Source organism: Clostridium fessum (assembly GCF_003024715.1).
GTDB classification, from domain to species: domain Bacteria; phylum Bacillota; class Clostridia; order Lachnospirales; family Lachnospiraceae; genus Otoolea; species Otoolea fessa.
Genome location: NZ_PYLO01000002.1, coordinates 740,859 through 756,004 on the forward strand (window position 1 = coordinate 740,859; position 15,146 = coordinate 756,004).

Below are 15,146 nucleotides of genomic sequence, written 5' to 3' on the forward strand. Positions count from 1 at the left end.
AACCGACGGTTTGCACCGGCTTTTGTGACAGCTCTTTTTAGCGATCCTATTTTCAAGTAAAAAGCATTCTTACGCGGTTACTGCAGCAATTTCTGTAACTCCCTCTCTGTAAACCTGAACTTTCTATTTTCCCTGCTTCCGCAGCTTTTTAAGCTCCAGAATTCTCTGGTTCCGGCTTCCGCGAAACTGCAGGGTCAGATCCTTCTCCGCTTCCACGAACTCTCCGTCCACCAACACATCTACATAGGACAGCATCTCGTCTGTCACCTCTGTATGGACAACGCCGCCGGCTGCCAGATCCCGATCCCAGAGATAGCCGCTGTAGCACCAGATATCCTTCTCCGGATACGTCTCGCGCACCTTCCGGAGTAAATGTACCAGTTCCATCTGGTTTTCCGGCTCAAACGGTTCTCCGCCGAGCAGCGTAAAGCCCTGTATATATCCCGGCTCCAATGCCGCTAAAATCTCTTTCTCCGTCTCTTCTGTATATAACTGTCCATATCGAAAATCCCACGTCTCCGCATTGAAACAGCCCTTGCAGTGATGGCGGCAGCCCGACACAAACAAGCTGACGCGCACGCCCGGACCGTTGGCAATATCATGCTTTTTAATGGTTCCGTAATACATCTCTTCCTCCCCTAGACCAATGTACTCTCGGAGTCTTTCTACACTCGCTTTTGCGGCTGATTTTCCGCCAGCCGTGCCCGAATTTCATCAACGTACGCACCGCGTACGTCTCAGAAATTTGGACACAACTGACAAAAAATCATCTCACAAAATCAAGCACAGAAAGATTCCGAGAGTACATTACCAGAAAACCGGAACCGCTGCCGGGCAGTGATTCCGATTTTCCGTCTCATTTTCCATTTATTATAATCGTCCGACGCCTGGCAAGCCAAAGCCTTCACCACATCCTACAGATGCAGCACCCGATCCCGGATCTCCTGGGTACGTCCCTGGTTCCAGAACTGGGTTCCGATGTAGCCGCAGGTACGACGTGCGACAAAGAGCTTGTTCTGGTCGCGGTTGCCGCAGTTCGGGCACTCCCACACCAGCTTGCCAGCCTCATCCTCAACAATCTTGATCTCGCCGTCATAGCCACACTTCTCACAGAAATCACTCTTGGTGTTCAGCTCCGCATACATAATGTTATTGTAGATAAACTGCATCACAGAGAGAACTGCCGGAATATTAGTCTGCATATTCGGCACCTCGATGTAGCTGATCGCACCGCCCGGGGAGAGCTTCTGGAACTCTGCCTCAAATTTCAGCTTACTGAACGCGTCAATCTTCTCGGATACGTGTACATGGTAGCTATTCGTGATATAGTTCTTATCCGTAACGCCCGGAATGATACCGAAGCGCTTCTGCAGGCATTTTGCAAATTTATAAGTCGTAGACTCCATCGGCGTGCCGTATACAGAATAGCTGATGTTCTCCGCCTCTCTCCACTCTTTGCATTTATCATTCAGACGCTGCATAACTTTCAGTGCAAATGGCTTCGCCTCCGGATCGGTGTGGGATTTTCCTAACATCCGCATACACATCTCATACAGACCTGCATATCCCAGAGAAATCGTAGAATAGCCGTTGTACAGGAGTTTGTCGATCGTCTCACCCTTTTTCAGGCGGGCAAGCGCACCATTCTGCCACAGAATCGGCGCCACATCGGAGATCGTGCCGAGCAGCCTCTCATGACGGCAGCGGAGCGCACGGTGGCACAGCTCCAGTCTCTCATCGAGAATCTGCCAGAAGCGGTCCATATCTCCCTCCGAAGAACAAGCCACATCGACCAGGTTAATCGTGACAACACCCTGGTTGAAACGTCCATAGAATTTATGCTTGCCGTTCGACAGCATCTGGGAATCTTCTACCGTCAGGAAAGAACGGCAGCCCATGCACGGGTAAACCTCGCCCTTCTTTAATTCCTTCATAATCTTAGCGGAAATGTAGTCCGGAACCATCCGTTTCGCGGTACATTTCGCTGCCAGCTCAGTCAGGTGCCAATATTTCGAACCTTCTGTAATATTGTCCTCATCCAGCACATAGATAAGTTTCGGGAACGCCGGTGTGATCCAGACGCCCTTTTCATTCTTGACGCCCTGCATTCTCTGCAGCATCACTTCCTCGATGATCATCGCAAGGTCATCTCTGGTCCGTCCCTCCGGAACCTCGTCCAGATACATAAATACCGTGACAAACGGAGCCTGTCCGTTACAGGTCATCAGGGTGATAAGCTGGTACTGGATCGTCTGGATGCCGCTCTTAACCTCCTCGCGCAGACGGCGTTCGGTCACGCGGTTGATGATATCCTCATCCAGTGCCTCGCCGCACTCGGTGCGCTCTGCAATCACGTTCTTGCGCAGCTTCTGACGGCTGATGTCCACAAACGGTGCCAGATGCGCCAGAGTAAAGGACTGTCCGCCATACTGGTTGCTGGCTACCTGCGCCACGATCTGGGTGGTCACGTTGCAGGCCGTAAAGAAACTGTGCGGCTTCTCGATCATCGTCTCACTGATCACAGTGCCATTCTGCAGCATATCCTCCAGATTGATCAGGTCGCAGTTGTGCTCCTTCTGTGCAAAATAGTCGGTATCATGGAAATGGATGATGCCTTCCTCATGCGCGCGGACGATCTCCTCCGGCAGCAGCACACGCTTGGATAAGTCCTTGCTGACCTCGCCCGCCATGTAGTCACGCTGGGTCGAGTTGATGACCGGGTTCTTGTTGGAGTTTTCCTGATTCACTTCTTCATTAATATGATCCAAAAGTGCCAGGATGCCGTTATCGGTCGTGTTGGACTTGCGTTTTAACTCCCTGCGGTAGCGGTAGCGCACATATTTCTGTGCAACCTCATAACCACGCATCTCCATAATGCTGGTCTCTACCATATCCTGGATGTCTTCCACATTCACCGCGTGCGGCATCTCCTGCACCTGCTCGGCGATCGTATCTGCAATCGCTTCAATCTGGTACGGGTTCATCTGGTGAATACGCTCCACATTGCCGTTCGCTTTCGTGATCGCATTTACGATCTTCGCCCGGTCAAAATGTACTTCTTCTCCATTTCGTTTGATTACATTGGTTGTTACTGTGTCTTCCATCCCTGTTCCCTCTCCTTACCCTTAAGCCCGTTTTATGACTTGTCTTCTATAATCTATAAATTGACTCGCCGGTTCCTGTTTCTGTGATTTCTCTTTCTACTTTTATGGCATACATCGAACATCCATCTGTATCCATTTCCCGTCCCCCAGCTTACTCTCATTTCCTCATTCATGAGAGCAGCGCCTTCTTCTGACAGGCTATTTTTCATGTCCGGATGCCTTCACTGACAGGATTCTTTTCCGTTCCGACTTGTCTTACGATTGGCTTTATTTTTGATTTGTATTTAGGTAATTTTTAGAATTACACACAAAATATTGAACTCATTTTCTTTCATAACACAATATATAGTGTGTTCGTCGTGACGTATTTAAGCATACACCAATTAGATTAAAAATGGAAGAGGATTCCCCTATATTTTTTCGAATCAGAATTTTGCACAAAAATCATTTTCTCCCTTTACAAACACCCAAATCTGTGATCCCCTTTCCACGACGTTCTTTCCAGACTTATCCACCGTCCCATGTGCAAAACCCACCTCGTCATTTCTCCCATGGCTGCATCCCATATACCCTCTGAGTCTCCTTCGCCCATACCCTTATCTGTTTTAAAAATACCGAAAATAATGCTTTTTAAAATATTTTTAAAAATATTTAAAAAACTGTTGACATTTTATTCTGGATGGAGTAGAATAACACATGTCTTACGGATGAGGCATCCGCAAGAAAACAAAATAAGCGCCTTTAGCTCAGTTGGTAGAGCAGTAGACTCTTAATCTATTTGTCCAGGGTTCGAGTCCCTGAAGGCGCACTATCAAGTGCTTGTTTCGCAGACCGAGAGCTGTGGGGCAGGCACTTTGTGCGTTAGCAATGAGGCGTGCAAAGAAAAAAAGAGATGGCGGATGACGCGTTGTGCTTGCACATAAGCAGCATCCGTTATCTCTTTTTTTCTTTATAGGGCGAATGCCCGACAGCGAGGAAAAGCGCCAGCTTTTTCGAGCTGCGCACGCCGGGACTCAAAGACGCAACCTTTTTTACCCCGCCCCACGCCGGACTCCAAAGACGCAGCTTTTACAGCGCCCGCCCAATCGCCTTCTCCACTTCCTTCTTTGAACTAGCGCCGACTTCCTTGCTGAACACTTCCCCATTCCGGAAAATAATCATCGTCGGGATCGACATAACCTTATACTGGACTGCAATATCCGGGTTCTCATCGACATTCAGCTTTCCGATCTTCACTTTTCCCTCATACTCGCCCGCCAGCTGCCCGATCACCGGCGCCATCATCTGGCACGGACCGCACCAGTCTGCATAAAAATCAACCAGTACCGGAATCTCCGATTTCAGTACCTCCTCCTCAAAATTCGCGGTCGTAAACTTCATTTCCATCACTCATTTCCTCCTTTCGTTCTATCCATACAGGCAGTCAACAGAAGTGCCCTGTTTCTCTTTACGACGGCTTCTTTTTACCGCCTCCCAGTGCCTTTGCTGCCTCTTCCATCGATTTTTTCCATTTTAACGCCTGTTTATTCAGTTCTACCTTATCGCTGGTCGCCTGAATGAGTTTCCGTGTAAGCTGCTTTTTAATATCCATTCCTGATTTCTGGCAAACGCTCTGCGCACCTCGTTACCATTCATGTGAGTCCAGGTTTCTCACAAAAAGCACCGCCGCGCATCCAGCCATCCTTCTTTATATTATAGTAAATATATGCAGCTTTTATTTTCTTTATTCCGGCTCTGCCAGCTCAGATAACCGTTAAATACGGCAAATTCCTGCTACCACCACGTTTTCTTACGGCACTTTCGGTTCCAAAAGTGCCTACCCGTGCCCAGTAACGATTTTCCTACCGCACTGCCACCAGCTTGCAGATCGGCTTGCCCTGCGCCGAGAACTTTGCCTCGTACTCGGTCATGACGTTGCCCTCTGCCATCTCGCTGTGGTGCAGGTCACGGGTATATTCTGTGATGCGCCAGCCCGCCTCCGGGATGGCTTCCAGGGAATAGGAAAATAAATCCTGGTTGTCCGTCTTGAACTCGACTCTTCCATCCTTCTGGAGAACCTGATCGTACACTGCCATAAATGGCGGCGAGGTCAGTCTCCGTCTCGCATGGCGGTCCTTCGGCCACGGATCCGAAAAATTCAAATAAATCCGCTCTACTTCCCCCGGTCCAAAAATCTCTGCCAGTTCTCTGGCATCCTCACATAAGAAATAGATATTGGACAGTTCCATCTGTTCTCTCTTGCGGATCGCCTTTAAAAGAACCGTCGAATATTTCTCAATACCCACAAAATTCACATCCGGGTTGCGGGACGCCTGCTCCAAAATAAACTGACCTTTACCCATACCCACCTCGATGCGGATCGGATGGTCATTTCCAAAAATCTGCTGCCAGGTTCCCTTCTTCTCCTTCGCCCCATGAACCACATGCGGGTTTTCTTCTATCATCTGCTCTGCGCCCGGTATATGGCGTAATCTCATCTTCGTTCCTCCTGCTGTCTACAATCTGCGCCGTCCCGGATGGACTTTCTTCCGTACCGTATCATTCCGTTGAGACGCCCCGGCTTACCCGCCGGATCTATCCTTATCTTACCATTGAAGCCCCCATTTCGCAAGCTAAGGTGCTCTATTTTCACACCATTTTACGATCCCCGTGTACTGTTCACGCATACGTGCCCAGTAACGGAATTCGCCGTGGCTTCGCATTTAAATACGGCAAATTCCTGCTGCCCCCACGTTTTCTTGCGGCACTTTCGGTTCCAAAAATGCCTGCCCATAAACAGCCTCCCCTCTCCTTCATGCCGTCCTTTCTAATCCGTCCGACTTTGTGTCCTTTTCTTACAAATTTCATAACTTTTCCAATTTTTATCATTTTATAGATGAATAATTCAAGCGATTATATTATAATAATTTTAGGACAAAACCAAACATACGGTCACGAAATGACTGCCGTCTTTTCACCCCTTCGCCGGACATTCAAAAGTCAGGATCCGTCCGGGAACAGCCGCCGGCACGCCGGTTTCGGACCCGCATCATATACACAGGAGGATATGCCTATGGGAACAACAGCTAACACAGGTCAGAGCACCTGGGAACAGATCCACGGCGGGGTTCGCGAGACCGAACGCCTGATCGGACAGAAGAATTATAACCTGGCGATGGTGAAAGCCCGCCAGACCCTTGAATACATGGTCAAATGCCTCTGCGAGCGGTATGGCATTCTGGAAACCGGTCTTCTGGAGATGATCGACGCCCTCTACAGCGCCGGAAAAATCAGCAAGACCACCTGCGAACATTACCACAAGATCCGCACGATCGGCAACAAGGCGATCCATGAGGGAGACAACAGCGCCTACAACGCCAATCAGGCGCATCACCTTCTGTCGCAGGAGGTCTACACCTTCGCAAATGACTACAATGACACAAAAAAATCCACCCGGGCTTCCCGAAGTGCAGCTCCAACCCCCGCTTCTTCCCGCCTTCGCGGGAACAGCCGACATTCCTCTGCCAGCTCTGGAAACGGAAAACCTGCCGGCACACGTTCCGGCAGCTCCGAGGGACGCCGTCCGCGCGCCTATGCAGGCGGTCCGTCTTTTGAATTTCGAAGCATTATTAAACCAGTGCTTCTGATTATTATTATCATCCTGCTGCTTTTGATCATCAAGATGATACGCCCTGCGACGGATGCCAAACCGGATTCTACTGCAGCCGTCAGCACCGAATCGCTGGCTCCAGAAACCGAGGCAGAGACCGTTGCCGCAGAATCGACCGTTTACCGGACCACCGACACAGTCAATGTCCGTCCGGAACCATCCACCGACACCGACAGGATTGGTGTTCTAGCACCAGATACCGATGTGGAATATCTCCGTGATTACGACGAAAAATGGGCGGTAATCAGCTACAACGGACAGGAAGCCTACGTTTCCAGAGACTTTATCCGGCAGGTTTCGCAGTAATCAGCCAAAAAAAGGAACCATACATGCAGTGATTCTTCTCCCTGACATACATGGTTCCTTTTCATTTTCTTTGTACAATGGTTCATCACTTTCGCAATTATACTTTCCGCAATGAATCCCTGAATTTACTCAACTCAAATTTTACTTCAAATCCCGAATTTTCTCCGCCAGCGGCACAATCTCCTCCAGCGAATTTAACTCATAGTCCGCCAGACTCCGGTCAAAGGAAAAACGGTTATCGATGAGCGCCGCCACTGTCATTCCCGCGCAGTGCCCCGCCGTGATGCCGACCGTCGAATCCTCAATCACAAGGCACTCCTCCGGCTGCAGGCCCATCTGCTCCGCCGTATAGAGGTAAACCGCCGGATCCGGCTTGCTGCGCTTGAACGTACTCGCACTGATCATCCGCTCCAGACGGGACGCCACGCCATTTTCCTTTAAAATGCGCTCCACCTGCTCAATATTCGTCGCGGATGCGACCGCCAGCCGGAAGCCCTCTGCTTTCAGGCGATCCATCACATCCAGAATCTCCGGGCGGAAGATCGAGAGATAATCAATCGAATTAAAAATGTCCGTCCAGCGCCCCAGATACTCGTCATGCAGCTCCTGCCAGGTCTGACCATTGTGGATCGCCTTCTCCACAACCATCCAGCAGTCCTGCTTCGTCGTCCCCACCGTCCCGTGCAGACTCTCCAGAGTCACCTCCGGATTTTTCGTTTTTGCATATTCATACAGATAATTCAGATAAATTCCTTCACTGTCAATGATGACCCCATCCATATCAAAGATGACTGCCTTTATCATATTCGTATCCTCTCTCTTTCTGCTCCAGATTATAACATCTTCCTCCAGTATACAGGAATCCCCCGCCAGCTGGCAAGCCCCTATTCCACCCTCCCGCCATTCTTTCGAAAAATTTATTACTGTTCACGCATCGTGCCCAGTAACGGAATTTGCCGTGGCTTCGCATTCAAATACGGCAAACTCCTGCTGCCACCATGTTTTCTTACGGCACTTTCGATTCCAAAAGTGCCTACCCGTAAACAGTAACAAAAATTTCACATATTTTTCCATTTCGCGCCTTTTCATGCTTCCCCGAAACTGTTATACTGGATAACGAAACGGAAACTTTAACATACAGAGCCGTTTCAAGGAAAATAGAACAAACGACCTCTTTACAAATTTATCACATAAAATGAAAGGCTGCAGCTGTACCACAACCCGACAGCCGCGAAAGGTTTTATATGACACAGAAAAAAACATATTTAAGCTGGCTTCTGGGGCTTATCTGTGCTTTCAGTCTGATGATCGTGTTTCTGATCACCTCGGTGGAAGCCGTCGCCTACTGGACGCCGCATTATTATGAAAATGAATACACCCGCTACCAGGTTGCCGATGATGTCCATATGGAGATGGACGACCTGCTTTACGTGACGGACGAGATGATGGCGTATCTGCGCGGCAGCCGCGACGATCTGAACATTGACACCGTCGTAGACGGGACGCCGCGCGAATTTTTCAACGCCAGGGAGAAGGCGCACATGGCGGATGTCCGCAACCTCTTTCTCGGAGGACTGGCGCTGCGCCGCCTCTGCCTGTTTCTGGCAGCGGCATCGGTTGCACTGCTGGCACTTTTCAAGGTTCCGTTAAAACACCTGCTGCCACGGATGCTCTGCGCCGGGACGGTTTTATTTCTGGGCGTGACCGCCCTGCTTGCCGGGATCATTTCCACTGATTTTACGAAATATTTTATTATTTTTCACAAAATCTTCTTTACCAACGATCTCTGGCAGCTCGATCCGCGGACCGATCTTCTGATCAACATCGTGCCGGAACCATTTTTCATGGACACCGCCGCCCGGATCGGCATCACCTTCTGCCTGATGACCAGCGCCCTGTTTCTTCTCTGTCTTGCATGTATCCTGCGGGAACACCGCAGGGGCAAATCAGGAGCAGAAAATTCCGGAAATTCCGGAGGCGGCAGCTCTCCAGGTAGTTCCATCCACCCGGCTGCTCCGGATTTGAAGACGAAAATAGCTGGCAGCACAGGCAGCAAGTTGTCCTTGTTTTTAATTGGTACACTTTTGCTGTCCCTGCTCGCCGCCCCGATGCAGGCGCTTGCCTCCACCGACTGGCCAGCGGACATTTCCATTGACTCCGACGCCGGGATCGTCATGGACGCCAACACCGGAGTCGTTTTATATGGAAAAAACATCCATGAAACCTACTCTCCCGCCAGTATCACGAAGGTTCTGACCTCCCTCATCGTTCTGGAGCACTGTTCCCTCGATGAGACAGTCACCTTTTCCGAGAGCGCGGTCTACAACGTGGAGTCCAACAGCAGCAGCGCCGGATACGATACAGGCGATACTGCCAGCGTCAAGGACTGCCTCTACGCCCTGCTTTTAAAATCAGCCAATGAGGCTGCCAACGCACTCGCCGAGCACGTTGCTGGCTCCGCTGATGCATTTGCTGTTTTGATGAATGAAAAAGCCGCCGAGCTTGGGTGCCAGGATTCGCATTTTGCAAATCCGAGCGGTCTGAATAACGAGGAACACTATGTCAGCGCCTACGACATGGCGCTCATCACGCGGGCGGCATTTGAAAATCCTACGTTTGCCAAGATCGTCGAGACAACCTACTATAAACTGCCGCCGAACCAGAAAAATCCCGAGGGACAGGGCATCTCCCCGGGCAATAAGCTGGTCAAAAAGAACTGGCCGCAGTACTACCGTCCGGACGTCCTCGGTGGCAAAACCGGTTATACCTCCATCGCCCTCAACACACTGGTCAATGGTGCCAGACAGGGCGATACGACACTGATTACCGTCATCCTGCACAGCAACAACACGCAGTATGAGGATACCAGCCGGCTGCTCGACTTTGGATTTAACAATTTCCAGTCGGTCAAAATTGCAGATTATGATCAAACTTTTTCAAATATCGGAAAAGATTTAAAAATTGCAGATGTGTCTACCGCCGGGGGCGAATCCCTGTCCATCGACCCAGATAGCCGCGTGGTACTTCCAAAAACAGCGGATTTCTCGGAGACAACGACCTCCTTCGACTATGAGATCACGGCTGGCGCACCGGACGGCACGATCGCCTGTGTCACTTATTCGCTCGGGGATCACAAGGTTGGCCAGGCATATCTGACCCTCACCGACAGCAGCCAGACAGCGGCAGATATTCCCGAAAAGCTTGTATCCCAGGCGGCAACAGCTGCCGCGCAGGACAGCTCCGACACTGCCCTTTCAAACGGCTCCTCGGAGGCCTTGCCGCTCTCCAATCCGCCCGAATCGGCTGCTAATCAGGAAAATAGTTCCACCGGTAAATCCTTTGGACAGCTGTTTCATATTTCCGTCCGCGTTCCACCGGCATTCATCGCCGCACTGACCGCCATTCTTGTCGTGATCGGCGCGGTCACCGCCGGCATCCGTTTTCTCCAGATGCAGCGCCGCCAGGAGGAGGACGCCCTCGCAGAACGCCGCAGACGGCGCGCGGAACGTCTGCGCGACAGCGGAATGTCCGAAGCAGATTTCGACCTGATGATGCAGGACCGCCGAACGGCGCTGGCGAAAAAAAGGAAGAAACGATCGCATAAAATCCCATAACTGACACAAAAAGAGTTACCAGATGTGGAAATTCTCTTCTTTTACCTTACTCTAAACAGGCAGGAGAAACATTTCCATATCCAGTAACTCTTTTCTATGAATTTTTTCTTTTCTCTAATTTCTATTTCATACGCTCCATCCGCCCGGCTGCCTTCACCCTACTCGGCTGCTTCTGCCGCCTTTCCAGACTTCTTCGCCTTGTTGCGTTCCGCGCGCTTCTTCTTCGTTTCCTCCTTCTTCTGCTCCACGTAGGCCGCTCCCTCTTCACCGACCAGCTTCGTCGTCTTAACAGCAAAGAACGAGCCGTCCTCCGACTTCTTCATCCGGATCTTTCCCTTCATATAACCGTGCTCCGGGCAGACCGCCAGACAGAAGTAAAATTTCTGGTTTGAGGAAAACCAGCGGATCTTTTTCCGCAAGGTCCGGCGGCATTTGTAACAAACCATCTCCGCCACACGCCGTTCCTCCAAAATCTCTTCCTTCGTCTCATGCTCACGCGACACAAATTTCGCATATTCTGGAAATTCCAGGTAGATCTCTTCCTCCTCCGTCAGCGGCGGCTGGTAATAATCCACTGAAACATACTCCATCATGCTGTAAAAGTCCATCTCACTCATGACACGCCCCGTGTAGTACGCATCATCCAGCGCCCGGTGGAACGGGCGGTCTTCCGTGAGGTGCAATTCCTCTACCACGGTATCTAACGACTCCTTTTGCTTGGTGCCGTGGATCAGAGCATAGATTTTCTGCAAATCATAATAGAGAAGCGGCGATGGAAACTGCAGCTCCATCCCGTGATATACCATATTCCGCTGCAATTCGGTCAGATCCATCGAGCCCCACGTACAGAACCGGTAATCATCCCCGCACCATTCTAAAAATTCGGTCATCGCACGCACAAAATCCTCGCCTTCTGTGTCAAGCTGCTCGATCGACATATGCGTCACTTCTGATATCTTATAATGCATCTGCCGGTACACCCGCGGGCGGATCAGACGGCGAAATTCCGAAATGATTTGAAGATTTTTATTTAATTTTACCGCGCCTATCTCAATAATCTCAAATGGAAGCCGGTTCATCGAGCCTTCCTTGCCCGCCGGACTCTGGTTCCATTCCAGATCCAATACTATAAACTGTCCCATAATTCTCGTCTCTTTGTAACGGTTCCGTTTTCTCCGCGTTACCTCTTACTTTTCTTTCTTCACGTTGTCACTGTCCATAACTTTACCACAAATCTGTGTATAAGTCCATATCAGGTTACCGGGCACACATGCGGGGACAGTAATATTTTTGTTACTATACACGGGTAGGCACTTTTGGAACCGAAAGTGCCGTAAGAAAACGTGGTGGCAGCAGGAATTTGCCGTATTTAAATGCGAAGCCACGGCAAATTCCGTTACTGGACACGTATGCGTGTACAGTAACATATTTTTTACATAGAACCACTGGCAGAGTGCCTCCATCTTTGCTATACTTCATGATAGAACGAAGAAGCATTTCTTTTATCAGAATGCTTTCTTCTAAGCTTTATTATGCACCTTGGGAGGAGCTGCTTATGGATTTAATACAACAATTTATCGATACATACAAGATGAAATGGACGTTCTACGACGCAGCCGGGCGGCTCGCGGCAGAGAAACTCCAGCTCGCCCTGCAAAATGCCGGTATCCGGGCGATCGTGACCTCTCGCGCCAAGAATCCCGCCAGACTCCGCACAAAAGTGCAGCGGCGCAATTCCAGACGTGAAGAACCATACCAGACACTCGAGGAAATCTACGACGACATTGCCGATCTGTCCGGTGTACGCGTCTCCCTGTATTTCCCCGGTGATCGCGGCAAGGTAGATGCGATCATCTCGGAGCTTTTCAACATCCTGGAATTTAAACAGTTCCCGGAACAGTCGAAACCCCCGACTTACCACAAACGGTTTTCCGGCTATTGGGCGAACCATTACCGCGCGCGGATGCGCGATGAAATTTTGAATGAATCACAGAAAAAATACGGATCGGCGCGCATCGAGATCCAGGTGGCATCCCTGATCATGCACGCCTGGTCCGAGGTTGAGCATGATCTGATTTACAAGCCAATGCAGGGAACTTTATCCGAGGAAGAGCTGTCGATCTTAGATGAGTTAAATGGTCTGGTCCTTGCCGGCGAGATCGCGCTGGAACGCCTACAGGCAGCCGGAAATGAGCGGCTCCGCAGCCGCAATGCCGCGTTTGGAAGCCAGTACGAGCTGGCGTCCTATCTCTATAATTTCCTGAGCAGCCATCTCAAAACCGAGGACATCGAGCTTCGAATGGGAAATATTGCCCTGCTCTACCGGCTTTTGCAGCGTTTACAGCTCACCGGTCTCAAAGATATTACCCCGATTCTGCGGTCTGTCAAATTTGAAAAGGATCGGCGCACCATTTCCCAGCAGATCATCGATCAGATTATCTCCGGCAATGAAAAGCGCTACCAGTGCTATCAGGAGCTGCGGACGGAACCGGAGACCGCCTCACCGGAAACCCTGCAGGCAGTCAACCAGTTTCTCGAGGAGTGGGTGCCATTAGAGCGCCTGCTCAACAAGACTGCACGGCGCACCTCGACGCGTTCCCGCGGTGCCTTCAATATCAATACACTCAAGCGGATGGATCTCTTTGACAAAGAAATGATCAACCAGATTGTCCAGCTCCGCAAGCTGCGGAATGTCCTGATCCACGACATCGAGCTGCCGGACCAGGCACAGATTCTCCGCTGTACGGAGGAAGCGAAAGCACTTCTGGCGCAGCTGACCGGACAGCATGACGCAATGGCAGACGGAGAAAACGGTGAGAAAAACAGCCACGCAGAAAACGCATAGGACACAAACGCGCCAATCACCAAAAATGCAAAACATCAGATAACAAAAAAAACAACGATAAAAGCCATCCAGTTTTTAGCCGGATGGCTTTTTATTTTACATATTTGATTCTTTTCAGAACCGCTTCCAACATCGAAACACGATGTTTTACATTCTAATTTTGCATTCTAAATTCAGAAGCTTCTTAAATTAGAAATCAACCTCTGTATCATAGAAGCAGCAGGTCAGAAGTTTCGCCATCTGCTCCGGATTGATCGAACGCGGGTTGGAACCGGTACATGCATCGCCAACTGCCAGCTCTGCTACGGTTGCCAGTTTATCATTGAATTCTTTCTCGTCAATGATTCCGCCCTCATAGAGCTTAATGCTCGGAGCGATATTTAACTGCTTGTTCATCTCTTTGATCTCAGCGATCAGAGCGTCAACCAGAGCCTCGTCGCTGTCTCCCTGTAAACCGATGAACTTCGCGATATCTGCATAACGGGAAGCTGCCTCCGGTTCCTTGGAGTTAAATTTAATAACCTTCGGAAGATACATCGCATTCGCTGCACCGTGAACGATATGTCCGCCGGAGTAAGCTGCACCTGTCTTGTGTGCCATGGAATGGACGATACCAAGCAGTGCATTGGAGAATGCCATACCTGCCAGGCATTGTGCGTTGTGCATACGTGCTCTCGCTTCTTTGTCGCCATTGTAAGATTTAACCAGATAGGTATGAATCATCTTGATTGCGTGAAGTGCCAGCGGGTCGGTGTAATCACAATGAAGTGTGGATACATACGCCTCGATCGCATGGGTCATCGCATCCATACCGGTGTTTGCGGTCAGCTTCTGCGGCATGGTCTCAGCCAGCTCCGGATCCACGATCGCTACATCTGGTGTGATATTGAAATCTGCTAACGGATATTTGATACCCTTATGATAATCGGTAATAACGCTGAATGCCGTAACCTCAGTTGCTGTACCAGAAGTAGACGGAATCGCGCAGAATTTTGCTTTTGTACGCAGTGTCGGGAAATTGAACGGAGTGATCAGATCCTCAAACTTGGTATCTGGATACTCGTAGAATGCCCACATCGCTTTCGCTGCATCAATTGGAGAACCACCGCCGATCGCTACGATCCAGTCCGGACCAAATTCCTGCATAAGCTTTGCGCCCTTCATAACGGTCTCAACGCTCGGATCTGGCTCTACTCCCTCAAACAGAGCCACTTCCATGCCAGCTTCTTTCAGATAATCTTCTACTTTCTGAAGGAAACCGAAGCGTTTCATGGAACCACCGCCAACGACAACGACTGCCTTTTTGCCTTTCAGATTTTTCAGTTCCGCTAAAGATCCTTCTCCATGATAGAGATCCCTCGGTAATGTAAATCTAGCCATATTGATACTACCTCCTGTTAATTTTTTAACCACCCTATACCCAGATTATAGCACGCATTCTGGTGGATTTCAACTGTTTTAACTATTCACTTTTGATATATTTGTGTATTTTTCAAAAATTTTACATTTTATTACTTTGATTTCCATAGAAACTGCGTTCCTCGCTTGTCAATCATCCAACAAACTGCTTCTTTTCTCCATTTTGAACCGTTCCTTTTCTGTCTGCATAATCCCCCTGTGCCTTTGCC

At 49.8% G+C, this 15,146-nt stretch carries 11 protein-coding genes and 1 tRNA gene; 4 read left to right on the plus strand and 8 right to left on the minus strand.

Going from position 1 to position 15,146, the window contains the following annotated elements:
- Positions 1–123: 123 nt before the first annotated feature.
- Together nrdG and nrdD are read right to left on the minus strand one after the other, a co-directional pair.
- Complete coding sequence (gene nrdG / locus C7U56_RS08525; RefSeq protein WP_107000916.1) at positions 124–627, minus strand: anaerobic ribonucleoside-triphosphate reductase activating protein; 504 nt, start codon at positions 625–627, stop codon at positions 124–126.
- A gap of 287 nt (positions 628–914) precedes the next feature.
- The gene (gene nrdD / locus C7U56_RS08530) at positions 915–3,104 is read right to left on the minus strand and encodes an anaerobic ribonucleoside-triphosphate reductase (RefSeq protein ID WP_107000917.1); all 2,190 of its coding nucleotides are present in this window, start codon (positions 3,102–3,104) and stop codon (positions 915–917) included.
- Positions 3,105–3,839: 735 nt separating this feature from the next.
- Here nrdD and C7U56_RS08535 point away from each other — a divergent pair.
- A tRNA-Lys gene (locus tag C7U56_RS08535) sits at positions 3,840–3,912 on the plus strand.
- A 260-nt stretch (positions 3,913–4,172) separates the two neighbouring features.
- Here C7U56_RS08535 and trxA read toward each other — a convergent pair.
- The 3 genes from trxA to trmB all read right to left on the minus strand — a co-directional run bounded on the left by trxA (position 4,173) and on the right by trmB (position 5,581).
- Positions 4,173–4,490 carry a thioredoxin gene (gene trxA, locus C7U56_RS08540; protein WP_107000918.1) on the minus strand — a complete coding sequence of 106 codons (318 nt, stop codon included), beginning with the start codon at positions 4,488–4,490 and terminating at the stop codon, positions 4,173–4,175.
- 61 nt (positions 4,491–4,551) lie between these two features.
- Positions 4,552–4,695 carry a hypothetical protein gene (locus C7U56_RS15620; protein WP_181357206.1) on the minus strand — a complete coding sequence of 48 codons (144 nt, stop codon included), beginning with the start codon at positions 4,693–4,695 and terminating at the stop codon, positions 4,552–4,554.
- A 250-nt stretch (positions 4,696–4,945) separates the two neighbouring features.
- Entirely contained in the window at positions 4,946–5,581 is a 636-nt protein-coding gene (trmB, locus tag C7U56_RS08545) for a tRNA (guanosine(46)-N7)-methyltransferase TrmB (protein ID WP_107000919.1), read from the minus strand.
- A gap of 575 nt (positions 5,582–6,156) precedes the next feature.
- On the opposite strand from trmB, the gene C7U56_RS08555 reads away from it, so the two are divergent.
- The gene (locus C7U56_RS08555; RefSeq protein WP_107000921.1) at positions 6,157–7,059 is read left to right on the plus strand and encodes an SH3 domain-containing protein; all 903 of its coding nucleotides are present in this window, start codon (positions 6,157–6,159) and stop codon (positions 7,057–7,059) included.
- Between the two features lie 141 nt (positions 7,060–7,200).
- Here the strand turns inward: C7U56_RS08555 and C7U56_RS08560 are convergent, their stop codons facing one another.
- Entirely contained in the window at positions 7,201–7,863 is a 663-nt protein-coding gene (locus tag C7U56_RS08560) for an HAD family hydrolase (RefSeq protein ID WP_107000922.1), read from the minus strand.
- A 440-nt stretch (positions 7,864–8,303) separates the two neighbouring features.
- Between C7U56_RS08560 and C7U56_RS16220 the strand changes: the two genes are divergently transcribed.
- The gene (locus C7U56_RS16220) at positions 8,304–10,673 is read left to right on the plus strand and encodes a TIGR01906 family membrane protein (RefSeq protein ID WP_338108858.1); all 2,370 of its coding nucleotides are present in this window, start codon (positions 8,304–8,306) and stop codon (positions 10,671–10,673) included.
- Between the two features lie 158 nt (positions 10,674–10,831).
- Here the strand turns inward: C7U56_RS16220 and C7U56_RS08575 are convergent, their stop codons facing one another.
- Entirely contained in the window at positions 10,832–11,815 is a 984-nt protein-coding gene (locus tag C7U56_RS08575; protein ID WP_022359138.1) for a 3'-5' exonuclease, read from the minus strand.
- A 413-nt stretch (positions 11,816–12,228) separates the two neighbouring features.
- Between C7U56_RS08575 and C7U56_RS08580 the strand changes: the two genes are divergently transcribed.
- Positions 12,229–13,518: a RelA/SpoT domain-containing protein gene (locus C7U56_RS08580; protein ID WP_107000923.1), complete on the plus strand. Its 1,290-nt coding sequence runs from the start codon at positions 12,229–12,231 to the stop codon at positions 13,516–13,518.
- Between the two features lie 189 nt (positions 13,519–13,707).
- On the opposite strand, the gene C7U56_RS08585 is transcribed toward C7U56_RS08580, so the two are convergent.
- Positions 13,708–14,898, minus strand: a complete 1,191-nt coding sequence (locus C7U56_RS08585; RefSeq protein ID WP_022359140.1) for an iron-containing alcohol dehydrogenase — start codon at positions 14,896–14,898, stop codon at positions 13,708–13,710.
- Between the last annotated feature and the right edge of the window lie 248 nt (positions 14,899–15,146).

What these genes read in the sequence shown, in the direction of transcription:
- nrdG (WP_107000916.1), bottom strand. Translation starts at nt 627, where the DNA reads ATGTATTACGGAACCATTAAAAAGCATGATATTGCCAACGGTCCGGGC.
- nrdD (WP_107000917.1), bottom strand. Translation starts at nt 3,104, where the DNA reads ATGGAAGACACAGTAACAACCAATGTAATCAAACGAAATGGAGAAGAA.
- trxA (WP_107000918.1), bottom strand. Translation starts at nt 4,490, where the DNA reads ATGGAAATGAAGTTTACGACCGCGAATTTTGAGGAGGAGGTACTGAAA.
- C7U56_RS15620 (WP_181357206.1), bottom strand. Translation starts at nt 4,695, where the DNA reads ATGGATATTAAAAAGCAGCTTACACGGAAACTCATTCAGGCGACCAGC.
- trmB (WP_107000919.1), bottom strand. Translation starts at nt 5,581, where the DNA reads ATGAGATTACGCCATATACCGGGCGCAGAGCAGATGATAGAAGAAAAC.
- C7U56_RS08555 (WP_107000921.1), top strand. Translation starts at nt 6,157, where the DNA reads ATGGGAACAACAGCTAACACAGGTCAGAGCACCTGGGAACAGATCCAC.
- C7U56_RS08560 (WP_107000922.1), bottom strand. Translation starts at nt 7,863, where the DNA reads ATGATAAAGGCAGTCATCTTTGATATGGATGGGGTCATCATTGACAGT.
- C7U56_RS16220 (WP_338108858.1), top strand. Translation starts at nt 8,304, where the DNA reads ATGACACAGAAAAAAACATATTTAAGCTGGCTTCTGGGGCTTATCTGT.
- C7U56_RS08575 (WP_022359138.1), bottom strand. Translation starts at nt 11,815, where the DNA reads ATGGGACAGTTTATAGTATTGGATCTGGAATGGAACCAGAGTCCGGCG.
- C7U56_RS08580 (WP_107000923.1), top strand. Translation starts at nt 12,229, where the DNA reads ATGGATTTAATACAACAATTTATCGATACATACAAGATGAAATGGACG.
- C7U56_RS08585 (WP_022359140.1), bottom strand. Translation starts at nt 14,898, where the DNA reads ATGGCTAGATTTACATTACCGAGGGATCTCTATCATGGAGAAGGATCT.